This is a genomic window from Streptomyces sp. NPDC053069 (assembly GCF_044546895.1).
Lineage (GTDB): Bacteria > Actinomycetota > Actinomycetes > Streptomycetales > Streptomycetaceae > Streptomyces.
This window is the reverse complement of the sequence record NZ_JBITZN010000028.1, coordinates 18,370-41,194: the sequence shown is the minus strand read 5'-3', so window position 1 is coordinate 41,194 and position 22,825 is coordinate 18,370. Positions and strand designations below refer to the sequence as shown.

Here is a 22,825-nt window from a genome sequence, read left to right as displayed (position 1 = left end):
CTGCACACCTACAACCACCATCGCTGCCACACAGCACTCGGAGGCCAGCCACCGATCAGCCGTGTGAACAACGCTTCAGGTCAATACACCTAGGGGGTGCGCTCAGCCCCGGAAGTCCACCGGACGTTCCGGGGAGGCTTCCGCCAGGGCCTTCTTCACCCCCTCCACGCCTGCCCGGAGGCCGTAGACGGGAGTGCCCGGCTGTTGGCGCCAGGAGTCGTCGAGGGGGCCTGCGTCGACCGTGTCGAAGCCGAGTTCGTCGATGAGGGCGCGGACGGTTCGCTTGGCCTGCTCGTCGTCGCCGGCGACCGGGAGGGCGATGCGCTCGGGGTCGCCCGCGGGACGGGGGCGGTCCAGGATGTCCTGGGCGTAGGTGCCGTTGAAGGCCTTGATCACCGGGTGGCCCAGGTGGCGTTCGGTCCAGCGGCTCTCGGTCAGTCCCTCGTCCTCGATGGCCGCGATACGACCGTCACGCTGCTGCGGGTAGTAGTTGCCGGTGTCGATCACCGCCACGCCCTCGGCGGCACCGTCCAGCAGGCCGGAGGGCAGATCCGGGACCGCCTTGAGGGGCACGGTGACGACCACGACCTGGGCCCCCTGGGCCGCGTCCTCGGCCCGGACCGCGGTCGCACCGGTCTCCGCGGCCAGTTCCTTGAGCGTCTCGGGGCCGCGGGAGTTGGCCACGGAGACCTCGTGCCCGAGGGCGGTGAGCCGCCGGGTGAGGTTGCCGCCGATGTTCCCCGCACCGATGATGCCGATCTTCATGCCGGACCCTCCAGGTTCCATGCGCGTGCATGCGTCTGTCGGGCGACAACCCTGTCGGTGCGGGAGGTATTCCGGCGATCGCTCAGGCCGCTCCTTCCCTCCCCCGCAACAGCCCCAGCGTCCCCTCCAGCTCCTCCAGCAAGACCGCCGCCGCCTCCTCCGCGTCGCCCTGCGCGATGGCCTCGACGAGGGCCGCGTGGGTGCCGTCGCCGGTGTTGCGGTCGTGCCGGCGCAGACGGGTGAGGTGCAGCAGGGTCACCAGGCCCTGGCGCAGCACCGGGGCGAACTCGGTGAACAGGTCGGCGAGGACGGGGTTGTGGGCGGCGGCCACCACGGCCGTGTGCAGGGCGATGTCGGCGTCCACGAAGGCCGCGTCGTCACCGGCGGACGCCGCCCGGCGCGCCTCCAGTGCGGCGCGCAGCGCGCTGACGTCCTCGGGGGTGCGGCGGCGCGCGGCGAGGCGGGCGGCCTGCACCTCGACGCCCATGCGGACCTCGTAGACGTCCGTGACCGCGGCCCGGCCGAGCCTCGTGGGCCAGTCCTCGACGGGCTCGGTGGCGATGACGAAGACGCCGGCGCCGTGCCGGGGCCGTACCAGCCCGGCGCCGGCGAGTGCGCGCAGCGCCTCACGCACCGTGGAGCGGCCGACGCCGAGTTCCCCGGCGAGGGTGGTCTCGCCGGGCAGCTTGCTGCCGACCGGCCAGTGGCCTGCGGCGATCTGCTGCCGGAGGCGCTGCGCGGCCTGTTCGACCAGCGGGCTGGGGCGGAGCGGGCCGAGCGGCATCGGGTCACCAACTTGTCGGAGGGGGGAAACGGACTTCGGGCAATTCTCACTTGTCTGAGGAGCTGAGCTCTCGCTAGCGTACCCGGCATGACGCTGCGCGGTCTGCTTCTCCTCGGCTGCCGCGGCGGGGTTTGACGCGACCGGCGCCCCGCCGCGGGGCCCCGTGCTGCCGGTCACCGTCCGACCGAGCCCGAAGGCAGCAGACGATGACCACACTCTCCGAAGCCCCGGCCTGGAACCCGCAGCGGTCCAGCCCGATGCCGTACCACCGTTACCGCCCCTTCCAGCACCGGGTGAATGTGCCCGTCACCGACCGGGCCTGGCCCGCCGCCCGGATCGAGCGGGCCCCCCTCTGGGTGCCGGTCGACCTGCGCGACGGCAACCAGGCGCTGGCCGAGCCGATGGACACGCCCCGCAAGCGCCGCTTCTTCGACCTGCTGGTGACACTGGGCTTCAAGGAGATCGAGGTCGGCTACCCGTCCGCGAGCCGTATGGACTTCGACTTCGTACGGCACCTGGTGGACACCGGCGCCGTACCGGACGACGTGACGCCGGTCGTCTTCACGCCCGCCCGCGCCGACCTGATCGACCGGACCTTCGAGGCGATCGAGGGGCTGCCGAGGGCGGTCGTCCACCTGTACATCGCGACCTCGCCGGTGTGGCGGGACGTGGTGCTCGGCCGGAGCCGGGCCGAGGTGTGGCGGACGGTGCGGGAGGCGGCCGAACGCATGGCCCGGCGGGCCGGGGACGCGCCCGGCGTCCGCTTCCAGTTCTCGCCGGAGACCTTCAACCTCACCGAGCCCGACTTCGTCCTCGAACTGTGCGACGGGCTCACCCGGCTGTGGGACGCGAGCCCGGACCGTCCGGTCACGCACAACCTGCCCGCGACCGTGGAGGTCGCCACCCCCAACGTCTACGCCGACCAGATCGAGTACCTGCACCACCACCTCTCCCGCCGCGACTCGGTCATCCTCTCGGTCCACCCGCACAACGACCGCGGCACCGGCGTCGCCTGCGCCGAACTCGCCGTGCTGGCCGGCGCCCAGCGGGTGGAGGGCTGTCTGTTCGGCAACGGCGAGCGCACCGGCAACGTGGACCTGGTGACCCTCGCCCTGAACCTCTTCGCCCAAGGGGTCGATCCGATGGTCGACTTCAGCGACATCGACGCCGTACGGGAGACCGTCGAGCACTGCAACCGGCTGACCGTGCACCCGCGCCACCCGTACGCCGGCGAGCTGGTGCACACGGCCTTCTCCGGCACGCACCAGGACGCGATCAGCAAGGGGCTCGCCCACCATGCCCGGCAGGCGGCGGAGGCGGGGCTGAGCGAACGGGAGGCGCCGTGGGCGGTGCCGTATCTGCCGATAGATCCGGCGGACGTGGGCCGGTCGTACGAGGCGGTGATCCGCGTCAACTCGCAGTCGGGCAAGGGCGGGGTGGCGTATCTGCTGCGCACGCACGCGGGCCTCGACCTGCCTCCGGGCATGCGACCCGAGTTCTCGCGTACGGTCCAGGAGGCGACGGACGACAGCGGGCGGGAGGCGACGCCGAAGGAGCTGTACGAGCTCTTCCGGGCGGCCTATCTGGGCGAGGGGGAGGTCACGCTCACCGCCTGGTCCACGCACCGGGAGCCCTCCGGTGCGCACCGGTTCGTGTGCACCCTGGTCATCGGCGAGGAGCGCGGCGGCGACTACGAGGGCAGCGGGAGCGGCCCGGTGACGGCGTTCGCCGACGCGCTCGCGGGTGCGGGTTACGCGGTGGAGGTGCTCGGCCTCGCGGAGCAGGCGGACGTGGACGGGGAGGTGGTCGCGTACGCCGAGTGCCGGGTCGGGAACACCACCCTGTGGGGCGCGGGCCGGGACGTCTCCGCGCCGGCGGCCCGCGTCCGGGCGGTGCTGTCCGCGGTGAACCGGGCGGCGGCCCGGTGAGCGAGGTCCTGCGCGCCGAGGGCGTCGATCTCGTCCGGGACGGGCGGCCCATCCTCCGGGACGTGTCCCTCACCGTCCGGGCCGGTGAGCACTGGGCGCTGCTCGGCGCGAACGGCGCGGGCAAGTCCACGCTGCTCGGACTGCTCGGTGCGGTCGTGCATCCGACGCGGGGCACGGTGGAGGTGCTCGGACGGCGGCTCGGCCGGGTGGACCTGCGGGAGCTGCGGGCGCATGTGGGGCACGTCGACCCGCGCCATCCACTGGCCTCGCCGCTGACCGTACGGGACGTGGTGCTCACCGGGGTCACGAACTCCGTGGCGCCGGTGCCGAGGTGGCGGCCGTCGCCGGAGCAGCGGGAGCGGGCCGAGGCGCTGCTGGGCACGCTGGGGCTGGCGGCGCTGCGGGAGGCCCGCTGGCCGACGCTCTCGCAGGGTCAGCGCGGCCGGACCCTGATCGCACGGGCGCTGATGCCCGAGCCGCGGCTGCTGCTCCTGGACGAGCCCGCGACCGGTCTCGATCTGCCGGGCCGGGAGCAGCTGATCGAGGCGCTGGAGGAGCTGCGGCTCACCCACCCGGCGCTGGCGACCGTGCTCGTCACCCATCACCTGGAGGAGCTGCCGGCCGGTATCACGCACGCCGTGCTGCTGCGGGACGGCCGGGTCATCGCACAGGGGCGCGCCGAGGAGGTCCTCAGCAGTGACCAGGTCGGCACGTGCTTCGACCTGCCGCTGACGCTGGAGCGGCACGAGGGTCGCTGGAGCGTCAGGATCCGGCGGGCGTGACGAAGGGGGCCCGCCCCGTCCGGGAGGGCCCCCTTGCGCACGTCACTTGTTCAGGTAGGCCCAGAACTCGTCGAAGGACAGGACCTTGTCACCGTTCAGGTCCCGCTGCCTGATGATGGCCTCGGCAACCGTCTCGGTGACGTTCCAGTCGCCCTCCTGGGCCAGGGCGGACTTGAACTCGGCGGCGGTGATGAATCCGTCACCGTCCGCGTCGATCCGCTGGAACTGCTTGCGTGCTTCCTCGATGTCCGCCACCGATCCGCCCCTTTTGGTCGTGTTTCTCATGCCGTGCTGGCGTACTGACGCTGGTCAGATTAACGGCCCGGCCAGGCCTTCAGCGCCGCGACCACCCACCCGTACCCCTCCTGGAACCTCGGGGGCTCCTGCTCGCCCTTGATGACGGCCGCCAACTTGTTCGGTCCATCAGTGCCATGGCCGGTAGTACGGATTGCTGACGCAGTCGTCCAGGATCTCGGTCTTCGTCGGCTTGTCGACCGGGCAGGCGCCGACGACGTACTGCCGGGCGATGCCCCCGGGGAAGGCGACCTCGACCTGGTCGGCCCATTTGTGGGTGTCGCCGATGGTCTTGTTGACGTCGATGCCGCCGGGCGCGTCGATGTAGTAGTTGTACTTGGACTTCCAGGTCTTGTAGAGGTCGTGGTCGTACGTCGTGGAGACGTACGGCGAGGGCTGGTTGACGAGGACGTACTGCTCGATGTCGTACTGCCCGTTCACCACGTCCCGCGGAAGGAAGCCCTCTTCGAAGATGATCTCCGGCGCGCGGTTGTCGTTGCGCCACAGGGTGCCGCAGGTGGTGCGCCAGGCGGGCGCCGGCGTGATCCGGTCCAGGTCGACGCGCCGGTCGGCGGCGGCCTTGATCCGGTCGTCGAACTGGGGACAGGCGGGCGCGGCCTTCGCTGAAGCCGCCGCGACGGGGACCGTGGGGGCAGTGGCGGCCGTACCCGCGAAGACGGCGCCGAGGGACAGGACGACGACAAGGAGCCGCCGCCGCAGGCGAGTTGTGATCATGCTCGACACGATCGCGGCTCACCGGCGGCGGACCGTGGATCACCACCCCTTCGGGGCGTGTCCGACTGACCGGCGGTCAGCGGAAGATGCCGGTGTGCCCGAGCGAGTAGCGGCCCGGCTGCGGGTAGACGGCGAGACCGTGCGGGCCGCTGCCGACCCTGATGCGGGCCCGTTCCCTGCCGGTGCGGGTGTCGATGGCGTACACCTCGGAGTTGTAGCGGCCGGACAGCCACAGGATCGTGCCGTCGACGGAGACGCCGCCCATGTCGGGGCTGCCGCCGCCGGGCAGGTGCCACTTCTTGGTGAGCCGGTTCCGGGTGAAGTCGAAGACGGAGATGGTGCCCTCGCCGCGGTTGGAGACATACATCTCACGGGAGTCGCGGCTGACGTAGAGACCGTGGGCACCCTTGCCGGTGTAGAGGAACTCGGGCCGGGTGAACTTGTCGCCGTCGAGGATCCACAGGCCGTTGGCCATCATGTCGGCGATGTAGAACAGCTTGCCGTCCGGAGAGATCTTGACGTCCTGCGGCATCGCTCCGTGGAACGGCAGCTTCTCCTGCTCGATGACCTTCATCCGCGCGGTGTCGACCTTGAGGACCTCGCCGCTGAACTCGCAGGAGACGATGAAGTAGCGCCCGTCCGGGGAGAAGTCGGCGTGGTTGACGCCGTAGCAGCTGACCGGTACGGCCTTGACGGTCTTCATCGTGTGCGCGTCACGGAAGACCAGCTCGCGGTCCATGGAGGCCATGACGACGGCGTATTTGCCGTCGGGCGTGAAGTACAGGTTGTACGGGTCGTGCACGGCGACCGGCTTGCCGGCCCTGCCGGTGCTCGGGTCGATCGGGGTGAGGCTGTTGCCGAGGTCGTTGTTGACCCAGAGGGTCTTCAGGTCCCAGGACGGTACGACGTGCTGGGGCTGGTGGCCGACCGGGATCGTGTCGATGACCTTGTAGGTCTTCGGGTCGATGACGGTGACGGTGTCGGAGTTGGTGTTGGGGACGTACACGCGGGACGGGAAGTCCCTGACGACCGGCGAGAGCCGGCCCGGGCGGTCGGCGGAGTAGAGGTCCTTCGGGTCCTCGACCGGCGGCATTCCGGGAAGCACGTTCACCCGCGGCTGGTTCACCCGGGGCTGGAACGGGGCCTTGCTGCCGATGGCCTCTTTCTCCTGGTGCGAGGAGCCGGAGTCGCACGCGGACAGCAGCGTCAGGGCGGTGAGGGCGGCACCGGCGGCCAGCAGGCGGGCGGCTTTCATGGTTCGCATCAGCTCAGCAGCTCCGTGGTGGTGACCGCGCGCAGGTCGCGGCGGCCGAGTTCGTGGAGGAGGTCGGGCAGGGCGGCGACCGTGTCCGGATACCCGAAGTGCAGGCTCACCACCGACCCGCTGCGTACTTCGGCGAGAACGTTCCGGGTGACAGCGGCGGCGCCGGGGCGGGTGTAGTCGAGCGAGTCGACGTCGTACGACAGCACGTGCGGGTAGCCGACGGCGCGGGCGAGCCGGGCGACCAGCGGGGTGGCGGTCGGCGAGCGGGACGGGCGGAACCAGGTGCCGATGGAACCGGTGAGCCGCTTCAGCCGGTCCGCGCAGTCGGTGATCTCCTTGTGGGCGTCCGCCTCGGCCAGGGCGTTGACGTCGATGTGCCGCTGGGTGTGGTTGCCGAGGTCGTGACCGCCGTCGAGGATCCGGCGGGCGACGTCGGGGTGTTCGTCCAGCCAGGTGCCGACGGCGAGCACGGTGAGTCGGGCGCCGTACCGCTCGGCCGTGGTGAGCAGGGAGTGGGCGATGCCGGGGTCGCCCTGGCCGTGGAAGGTGAGGGCGACCTTGGGGCGGGTGCGCGGGCCGTGGCTGATCTGGGCGGGCTGCCCCGGGTAGGCGCGCGGGGCGGGGGCGGCCCTGCCACTGGCCGCGGGTCGGCCGGCGGAGGACGGGGGCGGGGAGGCGGCGGTCGGGGCGGGGGACGGGGCGGACCGGCCCGCACCGCAACCGGCGGCGAGCGCGCCGCCGGCGACGAGCCCGGCGCCCGCGCGCAGCACCTCGCGTCGGTTGGTGGTGGTCACCCGCACCATTTAAGGGGCGAGAGGTAAGAAAACCTCCGATTGGCCCGAAAGAGGGACGATTTCGGGTCGTCGTCGCCTCAACGGTGCTATCGACAGGCGCACTCCGTCTGCGCTATCGGTCGGCGACCCTCATCTCGAACCACGTCGTCTTGCCCCGCGGCAGCAGGTCCACGCCCCAGCGGTCCGACAGCTTGTCCACGAGGAACAGTCCGCGGCCGCTGACGTCCAGCTCCTGGACCGGCATCAGACAGGGCAGGCCGCGTGAGGGGTCGCGGACCTCGACGCGGATCCAGCCGGTACGGCGTCGCATCCGCAGGCCGAACACCCGGGCCCCGGTGTGCCGTACCGCGTTGCCGACCAGTTCGGACACGAGTAAGACGGCGTCCTCCGCCAGCTTGGGAGTCAGCCGCCAGGTGCGCAGGACGACGATCTGGGCGAGCCGGCGGGCGGTGGCCGCGGACTCCGGGCGGGACGGCAGCGGTACCTCCGCCTCCGTCGGGTTGCCGAACAGTTCGAGCGCCTTGAGCGCCTGTTCGTCCTCGACCGCGGGCGACCAGCGTGCCGCGGCCGCACGGCTGTGTCCCCGCGGCTGTTCGATGCCCTCCAGCCCCGCCATGCCCCCATCATGGCGGCCCGGAGCCGCCCTGGGGGCCGTTCCGGAGGAATACGCCCCCTGTGCGCCCCCGCTCTCCACCCGTCGAACGGCATATGCCGACGGCATGTTTCTCGCCAGTACGGTCTGGTTGACCTGCGATGACGGCTCACATCCGGGCAATCGACAGGCTCCCTCGACCGAGCAGGCTTAAGGCTGCCTTAAGGCTCCCATAAACCGCCCCATCGAGGGACCCGGACGAGACGAGGCGTCAACGGCAGGACGCTCCGCAGGAGTTACGGGAAGTTCACACCGCTGACGATCAGGGGTGCTCGGAAGAACCTCCACGGACCTCAGAGGAACTTGGCCTTGCCCGGCCCCTCCTCCACGAAGCTGCGCATGCCGCGCTCGCGGTCCTCGGTGGCGAACAGGCCCGCGAACCAGTTCCGTTCGACGGCGAGGCCGGTGTCGATGTCGGTCTCCAGGCCGGTGTCGACCGACTCCTTCGCCGCGCGCAGGGCGATCGCCGGGCCCTGGGCCAGCTTCGCGGCCCAGGCGTGCGCCTGCTCGTACACCTCGGCGGCCGGGACGACCCGGTCCACCAGGCCGATCGCCAGGGCCTCGTCGGCCTTGACCTGGCGGCCCGTGAAGATGAGGTCCTTGGCCTTGGACGGGCCGACCAGCCGGGGCAGCCGCTGGGTGCCGCCCGCGCCCGGGATCAGGCCGAGCAGGATCTCGGGCTGGCCGAGCTTGGCGTTCTCGGCGGCGATGCGGTAGTCGGCGCACAGGGCCAGTTCGCAGCCGCCGCCGAGGGCGTAGCCGGTGATGGCGGCGACGACGGGCTTGGGGATACGGGCCACGGCCGTGAAGGAGTCCTGCAGGGCGCGGGCGCGCAGGACCATCGCGGTGTGGTCCATGTCCTGCATTTCCTTGATGTCCGCGCCCGCCGCGAACACCCGCTCGCCGCCGTAGATGACCACGGCGCGCACGTCGTCGCGGCGCGTGGCCTCCTCGGCGAGCTCCTTCAGCCGGTCCTGGGTGGCGACGTCCAGCGCGTTCATCGGCGGCCGGTCCAGGCGCAGGGTTCCGACGCCTTCGGCGACTTCGAGAGAGACGGTCATGGAGGCAGGTTAACGGGGATTAACGACAGCGGGCCCGGTGCCGTAGGTCACAGCACCGGGCCCGCTCAGTGAACCGTCACTTCTTCCAGTCCGCCCACGACATGTTCCACCCGTTGAACCCGTTGGCCGGGTCCACCGTGCGGTCGTGGGAGTTCTTCACGATCACCACGTCGCCGATGAGCGAGTGGCTGAACATCCAGGCGGCCGGGACGGAGCCGTCGTAGCCGCCGCGCACGTCGCGCAGGCCGACGCAGCCGTGGCTGGCGTTGTAGTTGCCGAAGGCGTCGCCGCCCCAGTAGTTGCCGTGCAGGAAGGTGCCGGAGGTGGTCAGGCGCATGGCGTGCGGGACGTCCTTGATGTCGTACTCGCCGCCGTAGCCGACGGTCTCGCCGTTCATGCGGGTCACGCTCAGCTTCTCGCTGATGACCATCTGGCCGTTCCAGGTCTCGTAGCCGGGCTTGCCGGTGGTGACCGGGATGGTCTTGATGACCTTGCCGTCCTGGGTGACCTTCATCGTGTGCTTCTTGGCGTCCACGACGGAGACCTGGTTGCGGCCGATGGTGAACTTCACGGTCCTGTGCTGCTTGCCGTAGACGCCGGCGCGGCCCTCGACCCCGTCCAGATCGAGGTCGACGGTGACCTTGGTGCCTTCCTTCCAGTACTTCTCGGGCCGGAAGTCCAGGCGGTCGTTGCCGAACCAGTGGCCCTCGACGTCGACGGCCGGCTCGGTCCTGATCCTGATGGCCTTCTCGACCGCGTCGGGGTGCGTGATGCCCCGGGTGAAGTTGACGGAGAACGGCATGCCGACGCCGACGGTGGAGCCGTCCTCGGGGGTGAAGTTGCCGAGGAAGGTGTTCTTCGGGGTCAGGGTGGTGAAGGAGGAGTCCTCGGCGGCCTCGCGCCCCTCGGAGTCCTTGGCGACCGCGTGCACGGTGTACTTGGTGGAGGCGGCCAGATGGGTCGACGGCGTCCAGGACGCGCCCCCGCCGGTGATGGTGCCGTCGACCGCACGGCCCTTGGCGTCCTTGACGGTGACCTCGGTCAGCTTGCCCTTGGCGACATCGACCTTGAGTGCGCCGCTCGTATCGACGCCGGTGGTACCGGCCTTGGGCGATATGGTGACGGCGGCGGCGGACTGCTGCGTGCCGCCGTTCTTGCCCTTGCCCGAGCCCTCGTCCCCTCCCCCGCCGCACGCGGCGAGGGAGAGCACCAGGGCGCCGGCTATGAGAGCCAGCCCCTTACGGCCTCGCCCCTTACCATCGGTCGTTCGCCTCCCCGGCCCCGCCACCGACGCCCCCGATACAGGCCGCACGTTCAACGCGTTCTCCCCTCGCCGGGCCTGATCAGGCCCGCTCCCCACCACATTGGTCCGCGCATATTAACCGCCCGGTTTTGAGCGGAGTGTCAGGCGACTGTCACCATTCCGTCGCAACTTCCACCTGTCACCTCCACCCGACCCCGGCCCCTCACCCGGTTACTTCACCGCGCTGCCCGCCTTCCACTCCTTCCAGGGCATGTTCCAGCCGCCGAGGCCGTTGTCGGGAGCGACCGTCCTGTCCTTGCTGTTGACGACTTCGATGACGTCGCCGACGAGGCTGCGGTCGAAGAACCAGCCCGCGGGGGTGTCCGAACTGCCGCCCTTGACGTCCCTCAGGCCCACGCAGCCGTGGCTGATGTTGACGACGCCGGGGGCGTCCGGGTTCCAGTAGTTGCCGTGCAGGAAGGTGCCGGAGTCGGTGAGCCGCATGGCGTGCGGGACGTCGGGGATGTCGTACTCGGCGCCGAGGCCGACCGTGCGGCTGTTCATGCGGGTGACCTCCAGCATGTCCATCACCACCATCTTGCCGTTGTAGGTGGGGTGTTTCGGGGCGCCCGCGGTGATCGGCACGGTGGCGAGCAGCCGGCCGTCCCGGCGTACCGCCATGGTGTGCTCCTCCGCGTCCACCAGGGAGACCTGGCTGCGGCCGACGGTGAAGGAGAAGGTCTTGTCCTGCAGCCCGTAGACACCGGGCGCTCCCTGGACGTCCCTCAGGTTCAGGTCGACGGTGACCTCGGTGCCGGGTTTCCAGTACTGCTCGGGGCGGAAGTCCAGGCGGCTCCTGCCGAACCAGTGCGGGCGGATCTCGACGGCCGGGCGGGCACTGACCCGCACGGCGCGTTCGACGGCGGCGCGGTCGGTGATCTCCCGGCTGAAGGTCAGCGAGACGATCATGCCCGTGCCGACGGTGGCGCGGTTCTCGGGGGTGACGTAGCCGATGAACCGTTCATCCGGGACAAGTGTGGTGAAGGTGGTGTGCCGGGCCGAGCGGCGGCCGCCCGCGTCCCGCGCGATCACGTCGACGGTGTACTTGGCGGCGAGCGCCAGCTGTTCCCGGTCCGGCCGCCAGGTCATGCCGTCCTCGCTGATGCGCCCGGGGACCGGGAAGTCCTGCGCGTCCTGCGACCGTACGACGGTCACCTTCTCCAGGCGCCCGGCGGGCACCCGCACCCGCAACCGCTGGTCGGGGCGGACGGCCCTGCTGTCGTCGTCGGGGGTGACGTGGATGACGTCCTGGGGTGCCGGGGGTTTGCCGAGCGCTCCGCCCATCCCGAGCGGGCCGGAGCCTCCGAAAGAGCAGCCTGCCAGCAATGCCGCCGATGTCACCACGGCGGCCAGCGCGACCCACGCGCGCCGCGCGCGTCCTTGTACGTGCCTCACGCGGGACTCAACGACCGGGCACGCTCCGGGGAAACGTGAGTGCGACCCATGCACTGGGCAGAACAGAGGGAAGGACGACACGCTGGGGAGCCGCCGCGCCCGCGCCGGAGGGGGCGCCTTCTTGGATCAGACCGCTGAAAGGGACGGAAAGCGCGATCCAGAGGGCGCCCCCTGCCGTCGGGGCGCAGCCGTACCGGCCGGCCGAGGGTGCCACGGGGCGCGCTCGGCTCTTCGGCACGGCCGACTGCGCCGCCCCGGGGGCGAGCCACTGAAAGAGGGGCCGACAGGTGACGAGCGCAGCCGAGCAGCGGGCACCGGCCGGGGAGCCGGCCGCCGGGACCGGGCAGCAGCCGGCCGTGGTGAACGGCGCCCGGCGCGCCGCGGTGCCGGCCCCGGTGGTGTGGCCGGGCGCCCCGACACCGCTGGGCGCCCGGTTCCGGGTCGGCCCGGACGGCGTCGCGGGCACCAACTTCGCGCTGTGGGCGGGCGGGGCCGAGGCGGTCCGGGTCTGCCTGTTCGACGAGCGGGGCCGGGAGACCCAGATCCCGCTGACCGAACTGACGCACGAGATCTGGCACGGCTTCGTCCCGGGCGTGATGCCGGGTCAGCGCTACGGGTACCGGGTGGACGGCCGCTGGGACCCGTGGACCGGCGCCCGCTGGAACCCGGCCAAGCTGCTGCTGGACCCCTACGCGCGCGCGGTGGACGGCGAGTTCCGGCTGCCGCCGGAGGTGTACGGGCACGTCCGGGACTGGCCCGAGCAGCATGTCGCCGACACCGTGCGCGACGACCGGGACTCGGCGCCGCACGTCCCGAAGGGAGTCGTCGTCGACGATGACGACGACTGGGAGGACGACCGCCGGCCGAAGACCCCGTGGGCCGACTCCGTCATCTACGAACTGCACGTGCGCGGCTTCACCAGGCTGCACCCGGGCGTCCCGGAGGACCTGCGCGGCACCTACGCCGGCCTGGCGCACCCGGCGGCGATCGAGCACCTGGTGGCGCTGGGCGTGACGGCCGTCGAACTGCTCCCGGTGCACCAGTTCGCGCACGAGGACCATCTGCTGCGCCGGGGCCTGCGCAACTACTGGGGCTACAACTCCATCGGCTACTTCGCCCCGCACGCCGCCTACGCGGCCTCCGGTACGACGGGACAGCAGGTCGGCGAGTTCAAGCGGATGGTGCGCGCGCTGCACGCGGCCGGCATCGAGGTCATCCTGGACGTGGTCTACAACCACACGGCGGAGGCGGGCGAACTGGGCCCGACCCTGTCCCTGAAGGGCATCGACAACCGCGGCTACTACCGTCTCCAGGGCGACGCCCGCCGGTACGCCGACTACACCGGCTGCGGCAACACCCTGCACGTGGTCCAGCCCCAGGTGCTGCGCCTGATCACCGACTCGCTGCGCTACTGGGTGACCGAGATGGGCGTGGACGGCTTCCGCTTCGACCTCGCGGCGGCGCTGGCCCGCTCGATGCACGACGTCGACATGCTCTCCCCGTTCCTGGCCGTCATCGCCCAGGACCCGGTGCTGCGCCGGGTGAAGCTGATCGCCGAACCGTGGGACATCGGCTCGGGCGGCTACCAGGTGGGTGCCTTCCCTCCCCTGTGGACCGAGTGGAACGACCGCTACCGGGGCGCCGTCCGGGACTTCTGGCGGCACGCGCTGCCGGACGTCCGCGAGATGGGCTACCGGCTGTCCGGCTCCAGCGACCTGTACGCCTGGGGCGGCCGCCGCCCGTACGCCTCGGTCAACTTCGTCACCGCGCACGACGGGTTCACGCTGCGCGACCTGGTGTCGTACGAGCGCAAGCACAACGAGGCCAACGGCGAGGGCAACCGCGACGGCGCCGACGACAACCGCTCCTTCAACTGCGGGGCGGAGGGCGAGACGGACGACGAGCGGATCCGCGCCCTGCGCCGCCGTCAGCTGCGCAACCTGCTCACGACTCTGCTGCTGTCCACCGGCGTGCCCATGCTGGTGGCCGGGGACGAACTCGGGCGCACCCAGCGCGGCAACAACAACGCCTACTGCCAGGACAACGAGGTCAGCTGGCTGGACTGGTCCCTGCTGGACGACCCGGCCTGGCGACCCCTGTTCGAGCTGACCTCCCGGCTGATCGCCCTGCGGCACCGGCACCCGGTGCTGCGCCGCCGCGCCTTCTTCTCCGGCCGCGCCCACTCGGCGGACGGGCTGCGCGACCTGGCCTGGTTCACCCCGCGGGGCGCGGAGATGACCGAGGACGACTGGTACGCCCCCGCGGCCACGCTCGGCATGTACCTCTCCGGCCGGGACATCCCGGGCCGGGACGAGCGGGGTGCACCGGTCACGGACGACAGCTTCCTCGCGATCCTGCACGCGGGTGACGGCCCGACGGGCTTCGCCCTGCCGGGGCCGCCGTGGGCCGAGCGGTACGAGGTGGTCGTGGACACCTCCCGGGAGGACCAGTCGCAGGCCCCGGGCACGGTCCACCCGGCGGGTACGGAGATCACGGTACCGGAGCGGACGGTGCTGCTGCTGAGGGTGGCCCGAGGTCGTCCTCAGTGATCATCTGATGGTCCCTCAGCTATGATCATCCGGCGGGGGCAGCTCACCTGTGCCCTGATCGCACAATGCACTCATGGATGATTCCTGAAGGGATTCCGGCTATGAACAAGCTTGCGCGCACATCGATCGCGGCAGGTGCCATATCGGCCGCATTGGTGACGGCGGTCGGGTTCGCGCCGACGGCATCGGCGGCGGGCGGTCACAGTCTGAGAAACGGTTATGGCTATTGCCTGGGGAGCCTCAACGGGTCCGACCGCACGGTCGGATACATGTGGACCTGCAATGGCAACCGTGACCAGACCTGGCAATTCAATTACGTCGGTGAAGACGTCCGCGGGAACTTCTACCAGATCATCAACGGCAACGGCCAGTGCCTGGGCAGCTACGGCGGCTCGAAGTCGCGGGGCGCAGACGTCTCAGTGTGGGATTGCAACGGGAACCCCGACCAGAAGTGGTACTGGAAGTCGGGCAGCGGAGCAGAGATCATCAACAGGAATTCCAACATGTGCCTTGCCGGGTACGGCAGCTTCGGCAAGGGCACCAATGCAATCCAGTGGAGCTGCAACGGCAACAAGGACCAGAAGTGGCGGTGGGTCTAGCAGACAACCGCCCCGGAGTCACTGCGGGCCCCGGGGAGCCGCAGCGGGTGCCGGTTGCCTCCAGGGCGGCGGGCATGACGGCCCGTCGACCACCCACCACAGCCCGCGTGAACTCCCGTTGAACCCGCGGTCCCCGGATCGGTTCAGGCCAGGCTGTCCCGCCACGCCTTGTGGAGGTCCGCGAACCGGCCCGTCCCCTCGATGAGTTCGCCGGGACGGCCGTCCTCGACGATCCGGCCGTGCTCCATCACCAGCACCCGGTCCGCGATCTCCACCGTGGACAGCCGGTGCGCGATCACCACCGCCGTACGGCCGCGCAGCACCGTCGACATGGCCCGCTGCACGGCCCGCTCGCCCGGGACGTCCAGGGAGCTGGTCGCCTCGTCCAGGATCAGCACCGCCGGGTCGGCGAGCAACGCGCGGGCGAAGGCGACCAGTTGGCGCTGCCCAGCGGAGATGCGCCCGCCGCGCTTGCGCACGTCCGTGTCGTAGCCGTCGGGCAGTGCGCTGATGAACTCGTGCGCGCCGATCGCCTTCGCCGCCCGCTCGATGTCCTCGCGGGTGGCGTCGGGCCGGCCGATGGCGATGTTGTCCGCAACCGTGCCGGAGAACAGGAACGCCTCCTGGGTCACCATGACCACCCCGCGCCGCAGCTCCGGCACGGGCAGCTCGCGCAGATCCACCCCGTCCAGCAGCACCCGGCCCTCGGAGGGGTCGTAGAAGCGGGCGAGGAGCTTGGCGAGCGTGGACTTGCCGGCGCCCGTGGAGCCGACCACGGCGACCGTCTGCCCGGCCGGCAGGGTCAGATCGAAGCGGGGCAGGACCTCGCCACCCGTGCGGTAGGCGAAGCGGACGCCGTCGAAGACGACCTCACGGCCCGGGAAGTCGCGCTTGAGCGCCGGGAGTTCACGCGGCTTCGCCGGCTCCGGCACGGACGGGGTCTGGGCCAGCAGTCCGGCGATCTTCTCCAGGGACGCGGCGGCCGACTGGTAGGAGTTCAGGAACATCCCCAGCCGGTCGATCGGGTCGTACAGCCTGCGCAGATAGAGGACGGAGGCCGCCAGCACGCCCAGTTCCAGCGAGCCGGACGCCACCCGGTAGGCGCCCCACAGCACGATCCCCGCGACCGCCGTGTTGGCCACCAGCCGCGAGCCGACCACATAGCGGGCCATCTCCAGCAGGGCGTCCCCGTTGGTCCGCTCGTGCCGCCGGTTGAGTACGGCGAACTCGGCGTCGTTCGCGGCCTCCCGGCGGAAGGCGCGCACCGGGCGGATGCCGTTCATCGTCTCCACGAACTTGACGATCACCGCCGCGATCGCCGTCGACCGCGCCCGGTAGACCCGTCCCGCCCGCCGCTGGTAGAGCCGGACGAGCAGGTACAGCGGCACGAAGGAGGCCACCGCGACCGCGCCCAGACCCGGGTCCAGCCACAGCAGCATCGCCGAGATGTAGACGAAGGACAGCACGACGGTCACCAGCTCCTGCAGCCCCTCGTCGAGGAGTTCGCGCAGCGACTCGACATCCGTCGTGGAGCGGGAGATCAGCCGGCCCGACGTGTAGCGCTCATGGAAGTCGATGCTCAACGCCTGCGCGTGCCGGAAGATCCGGCCCCGCAGATCGAGCAGCACGTCCTGGCTGACCCGGGCGGAGGCCTCGACGAACGCGAACTGCAGCGCGCCCGAGAGCAGCGCGCACAGCAGATAGCCGACGGCCACCGCGATCAGCGGGCCGTGGCGGTGGTCCCGGAACGCCGGTACGGCGTTGTCGATGGCGTACGCCACCAGCAGCGGGCCCGCCTGCACCACCGCCTGCTGCACCAGCAGCAGGAGGGTGGTGAGGGCGGCCCTGCCCTTCATGGGCGCGAGCAGGGAGCGCAGCAGGGCGGCCGTGGCGCCGGGCGGGGCGGGCAGCACGTCCCGGTCGAAGAGGTCGCCGTCACCGCCGCTGTTCTCCCGGTGCGGGCCGGGGAGTTCGTCGTCCTCGGCGGTGGGGGTGGAGGCGGTCGTGGTGGTCAACGGGGGTCCTCCTCGTGCCCGGACATCAGGTGCGCGTACTCGGCGTTGGTGCGCAGCAGTTCCTGGTGGGTGCCGACGGCGGCGATCCGGCCGTCCGAGAGCAGGGCGACCCGGTCGGCGAGCAGCACCGTGGACGGGCGGTGGGCCACGATCAGCGCGGTGGTGTCGGCGAGGACCTGCCGCAGCGCGGCCTCCACGGCCGCCTCCGTGTGCACGTCCAGGGCGGACAGCGGGTCGTCCAGCACCAGGAACTCCGGTCTGCCGACCACGGCGCGGGCCAGCGCGAGGCGTTGGCGCTGGCCGCCGGAGAGGCTGAGGCCCTGCTCGCCCACGCGGGTGTCGGTGCCCTGGGGAAGGGCGTGCGCGAAGTCGGCCTGGGCGACGGCGAGCGCGCGGTCGAGGTCCGGTCCTCCGGCGCCGTCCGGGGCTCCCATCAGTACGTTCTCGCCGACGCTGGTGGAGAACAGCGTGGGTTCCTCGAAGGCGACGGCGACCTTCGCGCGCAGTTCCCCGCGGGGTATCGCGGTGATGTCGACGCCGTTCAGGGTGATGCGGCCGGAGGTGACCTCGTGCAGACGGGGGACGAGGGCGGTGAGGGTGGTCTTCCCACTGCCGGTGGCTCCTACCAGGGCCATGGACTCGCCGGGACGGATGTGCAGGTCTACGCCGGTGAGAAGGGGCGGGGAGTCGGGGGGTGCGTCGGGGTAGCGGAACTGGACGTTCTCGAAGCGGAGCCCGGTGTCGTGGCCGGCCGGGCGCGGGGCACGACCGCCCTCGCTCACGCCGGCTTCCTGCACCTCGTCCAGCACCTCGAAGTACCGCTCCGTCGCCGTCGCCGCTTCCTGGCTCATCGCCAGCAGGAACCCGATCGAGTCGACCGGCCACCGCAGAGCGAGCGCCGTACTCAGAAAGGCCACCAGCGTGCCCGCCGACAGGTCGCCGTCGGCCACCCGGACCGCGCCCAGCACCAGCGCCGCCCCGATCGCCAGCTCCGGCAGCGTCACGATGACACCCCAGATGGCGGCCAGCAGCCGCGCCTTGCGCAGCTCCGTGCCGCGCAGGGTGACCGACAGCTCGCGGAAGGCCCGCGCCTGGCTGCGGTGCCGGCCGAAGCCCTTGATGATGCGGATGCCGAGCACGCTCTCCTCGACCACCGTCGTCAGGTCACCGATCTGGTCCTGCGCCCGCCGCGCCACCGCGGCGTACCGCCGCTCGAAGACCGCGCAGGTCCACATCACGGGGATCGCGGGACCGAGGACGACCAGGCCCAGCGGCCAGTCCTGCATCAGCATGATCACTACGCCGACGAGGATCGTGACGCCGTTGACCAGCAGGAACGTCAGCGGGAAGGCGAGGAACTGACGCAGCAGCATCAGATCCGTGGTGGCCCGCGACAGCAGCTGGCCGGAGGCCCAGCGGTCGTGGAAGGCGACGGGCAGCCGCTGCAGATGCCGGTAGAGCCCCGCCCGCATCTCCGCCTCGACATGCGACAGCGGACGGGCCACCAGCCAGCGCCGTATGCCGAACAGGACCGCCTCGGCGATGCCGAGGAGGAGCAGCCACAGCGCACCGAGCCGGACGCCCGCCGGGTCCCGGTCGGCGACCGGCCCGTCCACCATCCACTTCAGGACGAGCGGGATCACCAGCCCGGTGCAGGAGGCGACGATCGCGACGAACGCGGCGGTGAACAGCCGTGCCCGCACGGGGCGGACGTACGGCCACAGACGCAGCAGTGTGCGTACGGCGGAACGGCCTGTCTCGGTGGTTGCACGTGTCGTGGGCATCACCGCGAGCGTACGGACCGGCACTGACATCGCCCACTGAGTTTCGGCCGGACCCCGGTCCGTCCTTGGTCCTACGACCTGCGCGTTCGACCCCTCGTACACGCGTTGCGCGCAGGGGTCGTAGGCCCGCATCAACCGATCGGACGATGCCTCTTCGAGCGGGCCGGCCGATGTGGCGGACCCCGCCCGCCCGGGATTCTCAAGGCATGCCATCAGTCATCGAAGTCACCGATCTGCGCAAGTCGTACGGCGGCCGGGCCGTCGTCGACGGCGTCTCCTTCGCCGTCGAGGAGGGCGAGATCTTCGGGATCCTCGGCCCGAACGGCGCCGGCAAGACCACCACCGTGGAGTGCGTGGAGGGGCTGCGGGTGCCGGACACCGGACGGGTCCGGGTCACCGGACACGACCCCGTCGCCGACCACGACAAGGTCGCCGAGATCCTCGGCGCGCAGCTCCAGCAGAGCGAGCTGCAGCCCAAGTTGACCGTGCGCGAGGCGCTGGAGCTGTACGCCTCCTTCTACCCGAACGCCGCCGACTGGCGGCCCCTGGCCGAACGTCTCGGTCTCGCCCCCAGGCTCGGCACCCGGTTCGCCAAGCTGTCCGGCGGGCAGCGGCAGCGCCTCTTCATCGCGCTGGCGCTCATCGGCAGCCCCCGGGTCGTGGTGCTGGACGAGCTGACCACCGGCCTCGACCCGCGCGCCCGCCGCGACACCTGGCAGCTCATCGAGGACGTCCGTGCGAGCGGGGTCACCGTGCTGCTCGTCACCCACTTCATGGAGGAGGCGCAGCGGCTCTGCGACCGCATCGCGGTCATCGACAAGGGACGGGTCGCGGCGCTGGACACCCCGGCCGGGCTCATCCGCCGCTCGACGGGCGCCACCGTCATCAGCTTCACCCCGTCGGCCCCGCTGGACGACCACGACCTCACCACTCTCCCGGCCCTCGCCTCGGTCGAGCGCAAGGACGGCCGGATCACGCTCTCCGGCACCGACGAGACCGTGAACGCGGTCATCACCCTGCTCGCCCGCCACCACGTCACCGCCCACCAGCTGCGCGTCACCGACGCCACCCTCGACGACGCGTTCCTCGACCTGACCGATGCCCAGACCAAGGAGGCCGCGGCATGAACACCGCCGTCCTGCGCACCGAGTTCCGGCTGTTCCGCCGGGAACCCGGCGCCGTCTTCTGGATCTTCCTGTTCCCGACGCTGCTGCTGGTGATCCTCGGCTCGATCCCGTCGTTCCGGGAGGCCGACAAGTCGCTCGGCGGACTGCGGCCGATCGACGCCTACGTGCCCATCGCCGTACTGATCGCCCTGATCATGTCCGGTGTGCAGGCGCTGCCCCAGGCCCTGACCGGCCACCGGGAGCGGGGCGTCCTGCGCCGGATGCGGCTCACCCCCGTACGGCCCTCCGCCCTGCTGTCGGCGCAGATGGTGGTGCAGGGCACGGTGGCGCTGGCCTCGGCGCTGCTCGCGCTCGTCGTCGGCCGGCTCGCCTTCGACGTGACGCTGCCCGGACAACCGGCCGGGTACCTGCTCGCGTTGCTGCTCGCCACCACGTCGGCCCTCGCCCTCGGCTCCGTCGTCTCCGCGCTGTCCCGGACCACGAAGATCGCTGGGGCGATCGGCTCGGCGGTGTTCTTCCCGATGATGTTCTGCGCGGGTGTCTGGCTGCCGGTGCAGCAGATGCCGCACACGATGGCCCGGGTGGTGCAGCTGACCCCGTTCGGCGCGGCGGCCCGCGCCCTGGGCGAGGCGGCCGCCGGTGACTGGCCCGGCTGGGACCACCTGGGCGTGCTCGCGGGCTGGACGGTGCTGCTGACGGCGGGAGCGGCGCGCTGGTTCCGCTGGGAGTAGGTGGCCGGCCGTGCAGACTGGGGACATGACCGCGAGGGACAGGCAGATCGACCGGCGCTGGGAGCAACTGCACACCTGGGGGCCGCACGGGCTGCTCGGCATCGGCGCCGCCCTCTCGGTCGCCTCCGCCGACCCGCACACCGCTCCCGCCAAGTGGTACGCCGCCGGAGCGCTGACGGTCGCAGCGGGCGCGCTCCAGCTGTGGTGGCACGGCACCCGTCCCGGCAGGCCCGACCGCGGCCGGACGCCGTCCCGGGCCGGGACGGCGTACTACGTGGTCCGCTGGGCCATCGCGTTCGCGCTCACCTGGATCAACCCGTTCTTCGCGTTCTACGCCGCCAGCGGCTACATGGACGCCGACGAACTGCTCCCGCGCAGGTGGCTGCGGCTCGGACTGTTCGCCAGCGCGGTCACCGTGGCCGGCGCGCAGGCCGGCGGGCTGCCGTTCGAGAGCGCAACGCAGGGGATCGTCTTCGCCGCACTCCTGATCGCCAACTCCGGCCTGCAGATGGTGGTCTCCCATCTCACCGTGCAGGAGACGCAGCGGTCCCGTGAGCGCACCGCGACCATCGCCGAACTGGAGCGCACCAACACGGCGTTGCAGCAGGCCCTGGACGAGAACGCCGCCCTGCACGCCCAACTCCTCGTCCAGGCCCGGGAGGCGGGCGTCGCCGACGAGCGCCGCCGTCTCGCCGCCGAGATCCACGACACCATCGCCCAGGGCCTGACCGGGATCATCGCCCAGCTCCAGGTCGTGGCGAACGCCCCCGACCTGACCACCGCCCGCACCCACCTGGAGCGTGCCTCCGCGCTCGCCCGGCACAGCCTCGGCGAGGCCCGCCGCTCGGTGCACAACCTCGCCCCGGTCGCCCTGGCCGCCGACGGCCTCCCGGAGGCGCTGAAGAAGACGGTCGCCGAATGGGGCGAACGCACCGGAATACGCGCCGAGTTCACCGTCACCGGAACCACCGAGCACCTGCACGACGAGGTCTCGGCGACGCTGCTGCGCATCGCCCAGGAGGCCCTGTCCAACGCGGCCCGGCACGCCCGCGCCACCCGCGTCGGGGTCACCCTCTCCTTCATGGGCGACGAGGTCACCCTCGACATCCGCGACGACGGCACCGGCTTCGACCCGGCCGCCGTACCGGAGCGCACCCGCAACGGAGGCTTCGGCCTGGACGGTATGCGGGCCCGCGCCGAACGCATCGCGGGCTCCCTGACGGTCGAGGCGGAGCCGGGGAACGGCACGGCGGTGTCGGCTCGCGTACCGTTGGTACGCGATGACCGCTGAAACCGCTATTTCCCTGCTGATCGTCGACGACCACCCGGTCGTCCGCGACGGCCTGCGCGGCATGTTCGAGTCCGCCCCCGGCTTCGCCGTGCTCGGCGAGGCCGCGAACGGCGTGGAGGCGGTCGACCGGGCCGCGGCCCTGGACCCGGACGTGGTCCTGATGGACCTGCGGATGCCCGGCGGATCCGGCGTGGACGCCATCCGCGAGCTGGCCCGGCGCGGCACCAGGGCCCGGGTTCTCGTGCTCACCACGTACGACACCGACTCCGACACGCTCCCCGCGATCGAGGCGGGCGCCACCGGCTATCTCCTCAAGGACGCCCCGCGCGACGAGCTGTTCACCGCCGTCCGGGCCGCCGCCGAGGGCCGTACGGTCCTCTCCCCCGCGGTCGCCTCCCGTCTGGTCCACGCGGTCCGCACCCCCCGCCGGCCCGGCGCCGAGCCCCTGTCCGCACGCGAGCGCGAGGTGCTGGCCCTGGTCGCCAAGGGCACGTCGAACCGCGAGATCGCCCGCGAGCTGTTCATCAGCGAGGCCACGGTCAAGACCCACCTCACCCACCTGTACGCCAAGCTCGGCGTCAACGACCGCGCGGCGGCGGTGGCGGTGGGGTACGACCGGGGGATCCTGGGCTGATCGTCCATGCCTGGCCGACTGGTCCTTGCGGCATGTGCGGCACGCATACCGGTTCGGCAGCGGTCCGCAGGCGTTCCGCCACCACTTCCGGTGTACGGCCGCCCCGGTGACCGCCGCCCGGGCAACCGGTCCGCATAGCGAACATGAACATCCGGTCAACGGACCATTTCCGGCCAAGTTTGTGACGCGGTCCTGACAGGTGCGGTGATCCCCTGTCACTCTTCCCTGGCCGACTCACAGCAACCCCACAGCTCTTCTGCTCCGCGTGAGCCGGCCTGCACGTGGTTCCGCGTAACGCCCTGTTCTGCCCGGACGCCCCAACCCACCGTCCGGTCTCC

At 71.4% G+C, this 22,825-nt stretch carries 20 protein-coding genes; 8 read left to right on the top strand and 12 right to left on the bottom strand.

The window, feature by feature from the left end:
* Positions 1 to 102: 102 nt before the first annotated feature.
* The gene (locus ACIGXP_RS39625; RefSeq protein WP_399776809.1) at positions 103 to 765 is read right to left on the bottom strand and encodes an NADPH-dependent F420 reductase; all 663 of its coding nucleotides are present in this window, start codon (positions 763 to 765) and stop codon (positions 103 to 105) included.
* A gap of 82 nt (positions 766 to 847) precedes the next feature.
* Positions 848 to 1,549 carry a FadR/GntR family transcriptional regulator gene (locus ACIGXP_RS39620; protein ID WP_399776807.1) on the bottom strand — a complete coding sequence of 234 codons (702 nt, stop codon included), beginning with the start codon at positions 1,547 to 1,549 and terminating at the stop codon, positions 848 to 850.
* A gap of 206 nt (positions 1,550 to 1,755) precedes the next feature.
* Between ACIGXP_RS39620 and ACIGXP_RS39615 the strand changes: the two genes are divergently transcribed.
* Both ACIGXP_RS39615 and ACIGXP_RS39610 read left to right on the top strand, forming a co-directional pair.
* Positions 1,756 to 3,477, top strand: coding sequence for a 2-isopropylmalate synthase (locus tag ACIGXP_RS39615; RefSeq protein WP_399776804.1), 1,722 nt, complete (start codon positions 1,756 to 1,758; stop codon positions 3,475 to 3,477).
* On the top strand, positions 3,474 to 4,259 hold the full coding sequence (locus ACIGXP_RS39610) for an ABC transporter ATP-binding protein (protein WP_399776801.1): 786 nt from the start codon (positions 3,474 to 3,476) through the stop codon (positions 4,257 to 4,259). The genes ACIGXP_RS39615 and ACIGXP_RS39610 overlap by 4 nt, the downstream gene beginning before the upstream one ends.
* Positions 4,260 to 4,301: 42 nt before the next feature.
* On the opposite strand, the gene ACIGXP_RS39605 is transcribed toward ACIGXP_RS39610, so the two are convergent.
* The 8 genes from ACIGXP_RS39605 to ACIGXP_RS39570 all read right to left on the bottom strand — a co-directional run bounded on the left by ACIGXP_RS39605 (position 4,302) and on the right by ACIGXP_RS39570 (position 11,757).
* Positions 4,302 to 4,514 carry an EF-hand domain-containing protein gene (locus tag ACIGXP_RS39605; RefSeq protein WP_116147008.1) on the bottom strand — a complete coding sequence of 71 codons (213 nt, stop codon included), beginning with the start codon at positions 4,512 to 4,514 and terminating at the stop codon, positions 4,302 to 4,304.
* A 168-nt stretch (positions 4,515 to 4,682) separates the two neighbouring features.
* Positions 4,683 to 5,288, bottom strand: a complete 606-nt coding sequence (locus ACIGXP_RS39600) for an ADP-ribosyltransferase (protein WP_399776798.1) — start codon at positions 5,286 to 5,288, stop codon at positions 4,683 to 4,685.
* A 76-nt stretch (positions 5,289 to 5,364) separates the two neighbouring features.
* Positions 5,365 to 6,552, bottom strand: coding sequence for a YncE family protein (locus ACIGXP_RS39595; RefSeq protein ID WP_363214641.1), 1,188 nt, complete (start codon positions 6,550 to 6,552; stop codon positions 5,365 to 5,367).
* A complete protein-coding gene (locus ACIGXP_RS39590; RefSeq protein WP_363214642.1) occupies positions 6,552 to 7,355 on the bottom strand; it encodes a polysaccharide deacetylase family protein in 804 nt (267 codons plus the stop codon). The genes ACIGXP_RS39595 and ACIGXP_RS39590 overlap by 1 nt, the downstream gene beginning before the upstream one ends.
* A gap of 103 nt (positions 7,356 to 7,458) precedes the next feature.
* The gene (locus ACIGXP_RS39585) at positions 7,459 to 7,962 is read right to left on the bottom strand and encodes an ATP-binding protein (RefSeq protein WP_363214643.1); all 504 of its coding nucleotides are present in this window, start codon (positions 7,960 to 7,962) and stop codon (positions 7,459 to 7,461) included.
* Between the two features lie 329 nt (positions 7,963 to 8,291).
* Complete coding sequence (locus tag ACIGXP_RS39580; protein ID WP_363214644.1) at positions 8,292 to 9,059, bottom strand: enoyl-CoA hydratase-related protein; 768 nt, start codon at positions 9,057 to 9,059, stop codon at positions 8,292 to 8,294.
* A gap of 76 nt (positions 9,060 to 9,135) precedes the next feature.
* Positions 9,136 to 10,377 carry an Ig-like domain-containing protein gene (locus tag ACIGXP_RS39575; RefSeq protein ID WP_399776794.1) on the bottom strand — a complete coding sequence of 414 codons (1,242 nt, stop codon included), beginning with the start codon at positions 10,375 to 10,377 and terminating at the stop codon, positions 9,136 to 9,138.
* A gap of 156 nt (positions 10,378 to 10,533) precedes the next feature.
* A complete protein-coding gene (locus ACIGXP_RS39570; protein ID WP_399776792.1) occupies positions 10,534 to 11,757 on the bottom strand; it encodes an Ig-like domain-containing protein in 1,224 nt (407 codons plus the stop codon).
* Between the two features lie 287 nt (positions 11,758 to 12,044).
* Here ACIGXP_RS39570 and glgX point away from each other — a divergent pair, with 287 nt between their 5' ends.
* Positions 12,045 to 14,306, top strand: a complete 2,262-nt coding sequence (gene glgX, locus ACIGXP_RS39565) for a glycogen debranching protein GlgX (protein ID WP_399776790.1) — start codon at positions 12,045 to 12,047, stop codon at positions 14,304 to 14,306.
* Positions 14,307 to 14,407: 101 nt separating this feature from the next.
* Positions 14,408 to 14,905, top strand: coding sequence for an RICIN domain-containing protein (locus ACIGXP_RS39560; protein ID WP_399776787.1), 498 nt, complete (start codon positions 14,408 to 14,410; stop codon positions 14,903 to 14,905).
* Positions 14,906 to 15,048: 143 nt separating this feature from the next.
* Here the strand turns inward: ACIGXP_RS39560 and ACIGXP_RS39555 are convergent, their stop codons facing one another.
* Complete coding sequence (locus tag ACIGXP_RS39555) at positions 15,049 to 16,920, bottom strand: ABC transporter ATP-binding protein (protein WP_399776784.1); 1,872 nt, start codon at positions 16,918 to 16,920, stop codon at positions 15,049 to 15,051.
* The gene (locus ACIGXP_RS39550) at positions 16,917 to 18,704 is read right to left on the bottom strand and encodes an ABC transporter ATP-binding protein (protein WP_399776782.1); all 1,788 of its coding nucleotides are present in this window, start codon (positions 18,702 to 18,704) and stop codon (positions 16,917 to 16,919) included. The genes ACIGXP_RS39555 and ACIGXP_RS39550 overlap by 4 nt, the downstream gene beginning before the upstream one ends.
* 206 nt (positions 18,705 to 18,910) lie before the next feature.
* Here ACIGXP_RS39550 and ACIGXP_RS39545 point away from each other — a divergent pair, with 206 nt between their 5' ends.
* From ACIGXP_RS39545 to ACIGXP_RS39530, 4 genes are read left to right on the top strand one after another with little or no spacing between them, the layout of a single operon-like run.
* The gene (locus ACIGXP_RS39545; protein WP_363214651.1) at positions 18,911 to 19,831 is read left to right on the top strand and encodes an ABC transporter ATP-binding protein; all 921 of its coding nucleotides are present in this window, start codon (positions 18,911 to 18,913) and stop codon (positions 19,829 to 19,831) included.
* Positions 19,828 to 20,562, top strand: a complete 735-nt coding sequence (locus ACIGXP_RS39540) for an ABC transporter permease (RefSeq protein ID WP_363214652.1) — start codon at positions 19,828 to 19,830, stop codon at positions 20,560 to 20,562. The genes ACIGXP_RS39545 and ACIGXP_RS39540 overlap by 4 nt, the downstream gene beginning before the upstream one ends.
* 25 nt (positions 20,563 to 20,587) lie before the next feature.
* Positions 20,588 to 21,853 carry a sensor histidine kinase gene (locus tag ACIGXP_RS39535; protein ID WP_399776779.1) on the top strand — a complete coding sequence of 422 codons (1,266 nt, stop codon included), beginning with the start codon at positions 20,588 to 20,590 and terminating at the stop codon, positions 21,851 to 21,853.
* Complete coding sequence (locus tag ACIGXP_RS39530; RefSeq protein WP_399776776.1) at positions 21,843 to 22,487, top strand: response regulator; 645 nt, start codon at positions 21,843 to 21,845, stop codon at positions 22,485 to 22,487. The genes ACIGXP_RS39535 and ACIGXP_RS39530 overlap by 11 nt, the downstream gene beginning before the upstream one ends.
* Positions 22,488 to 22,825 lie beyond the last annotated feature (338 nt).

Coding starts and splice junctions, on each gene's coding strand:
- ACIGXP_RS39615 (WP_399776804.1), top strand. CDS start 1,756: ATGACCACACTCTCCGAAGCCCCGGCCTGGAACCCGCAGCGGTCCAGC.
- ACIGXP_RS39580 (WP_363214644.1), bottom strand. CDS start 9,059: ATGACCGTCTCTCTCGAAGTCGCCGAAGGCGTCGGAACCCTGCGCCTG.
- ACIGXP_RS39550 (WP_399776782.1), bottom strand. CDS start 18,704: ATGCCCACGACACGTGCAACCACCGAGACAGGCCGTTCCGCCGTACGC.
- ACIGXP_RS39540 (WP_363214652.1), top strand. CDS start 19,828: ATGAACACCGCCGTCCTGCGCACCGAGTTCCGGCTGTTCCGCCGGGAA.
- ACIGXP_RS39560 (WP_399776787.1), top strand. CDS start 14,408: ATGAACAAGCTTGCGCGCACATCGATCGCGGCAGGTGCCATATCGGCC.
- ACIGXP_RS39530 (WP_399776776.1), top strand. CDS start 21,843: ATGACCGCTGAAACCGCTATTTCCCTGCTGATCGTCGACGACCACCCG.
- ACIGXP_RS39590 (WP_363214642.1), bottom strand. CDS start 7,355: ATGGTGCGGGTGACCACCACCAACCGACGCGAGGTGCTGCGCGCGGGC.
- ACIGXP_RS39585 (WP_363214643.1), bottom strand. CDS start 7,962: ATGGCGGGGCTGGAGGGCATCGAACAGCCGCGGGGACACAGCCGTGCG.
- ACIGXP_RS39535 (WP_399776779.1), top strand. CDS start 20,588: ATGACCGCGAGGGACAGGCAGATCGACCGGCGCTGGGAGCAACTGCAC.
- ACIGXP_RS39625 (WP_399776809.1), bottom strand. CDS start 765: ATGAAGATCGGCATCATCGGTGCGGGGAACATCGGCGGCAACCTCACC.
- ACIGXP_RS39545 (WP_363214651.1), top strand. CDS start 18,911: ATGCCATCAGTCATCGAAGTCACCGATCTGCGCAAGTCGTACGGCGGC.
- ACIGXP_RS39595 (WP_363214641.1), bottom strand. CDS start 6,552: ATGCGAACCATGAAAGCCGCCCGCCTGCTGGCCGCCGGTGCCGCCCTC.
- ACIGXP_RS39600 (WP_399776798.1), bottom strand. CDS start 5,288: ATGATCACAACTCGCCTGCGGCGGCGGCTCCTTGTCGTCGTCCTGTCC.
- ACIGXP_RS39620 (WP_399776807.1), bottom strand. CDS start 1,549: ATGCCGCTCGGCCCGCTCCGCCCCAGCCCGCTGGTCGAACAGGCCGCG.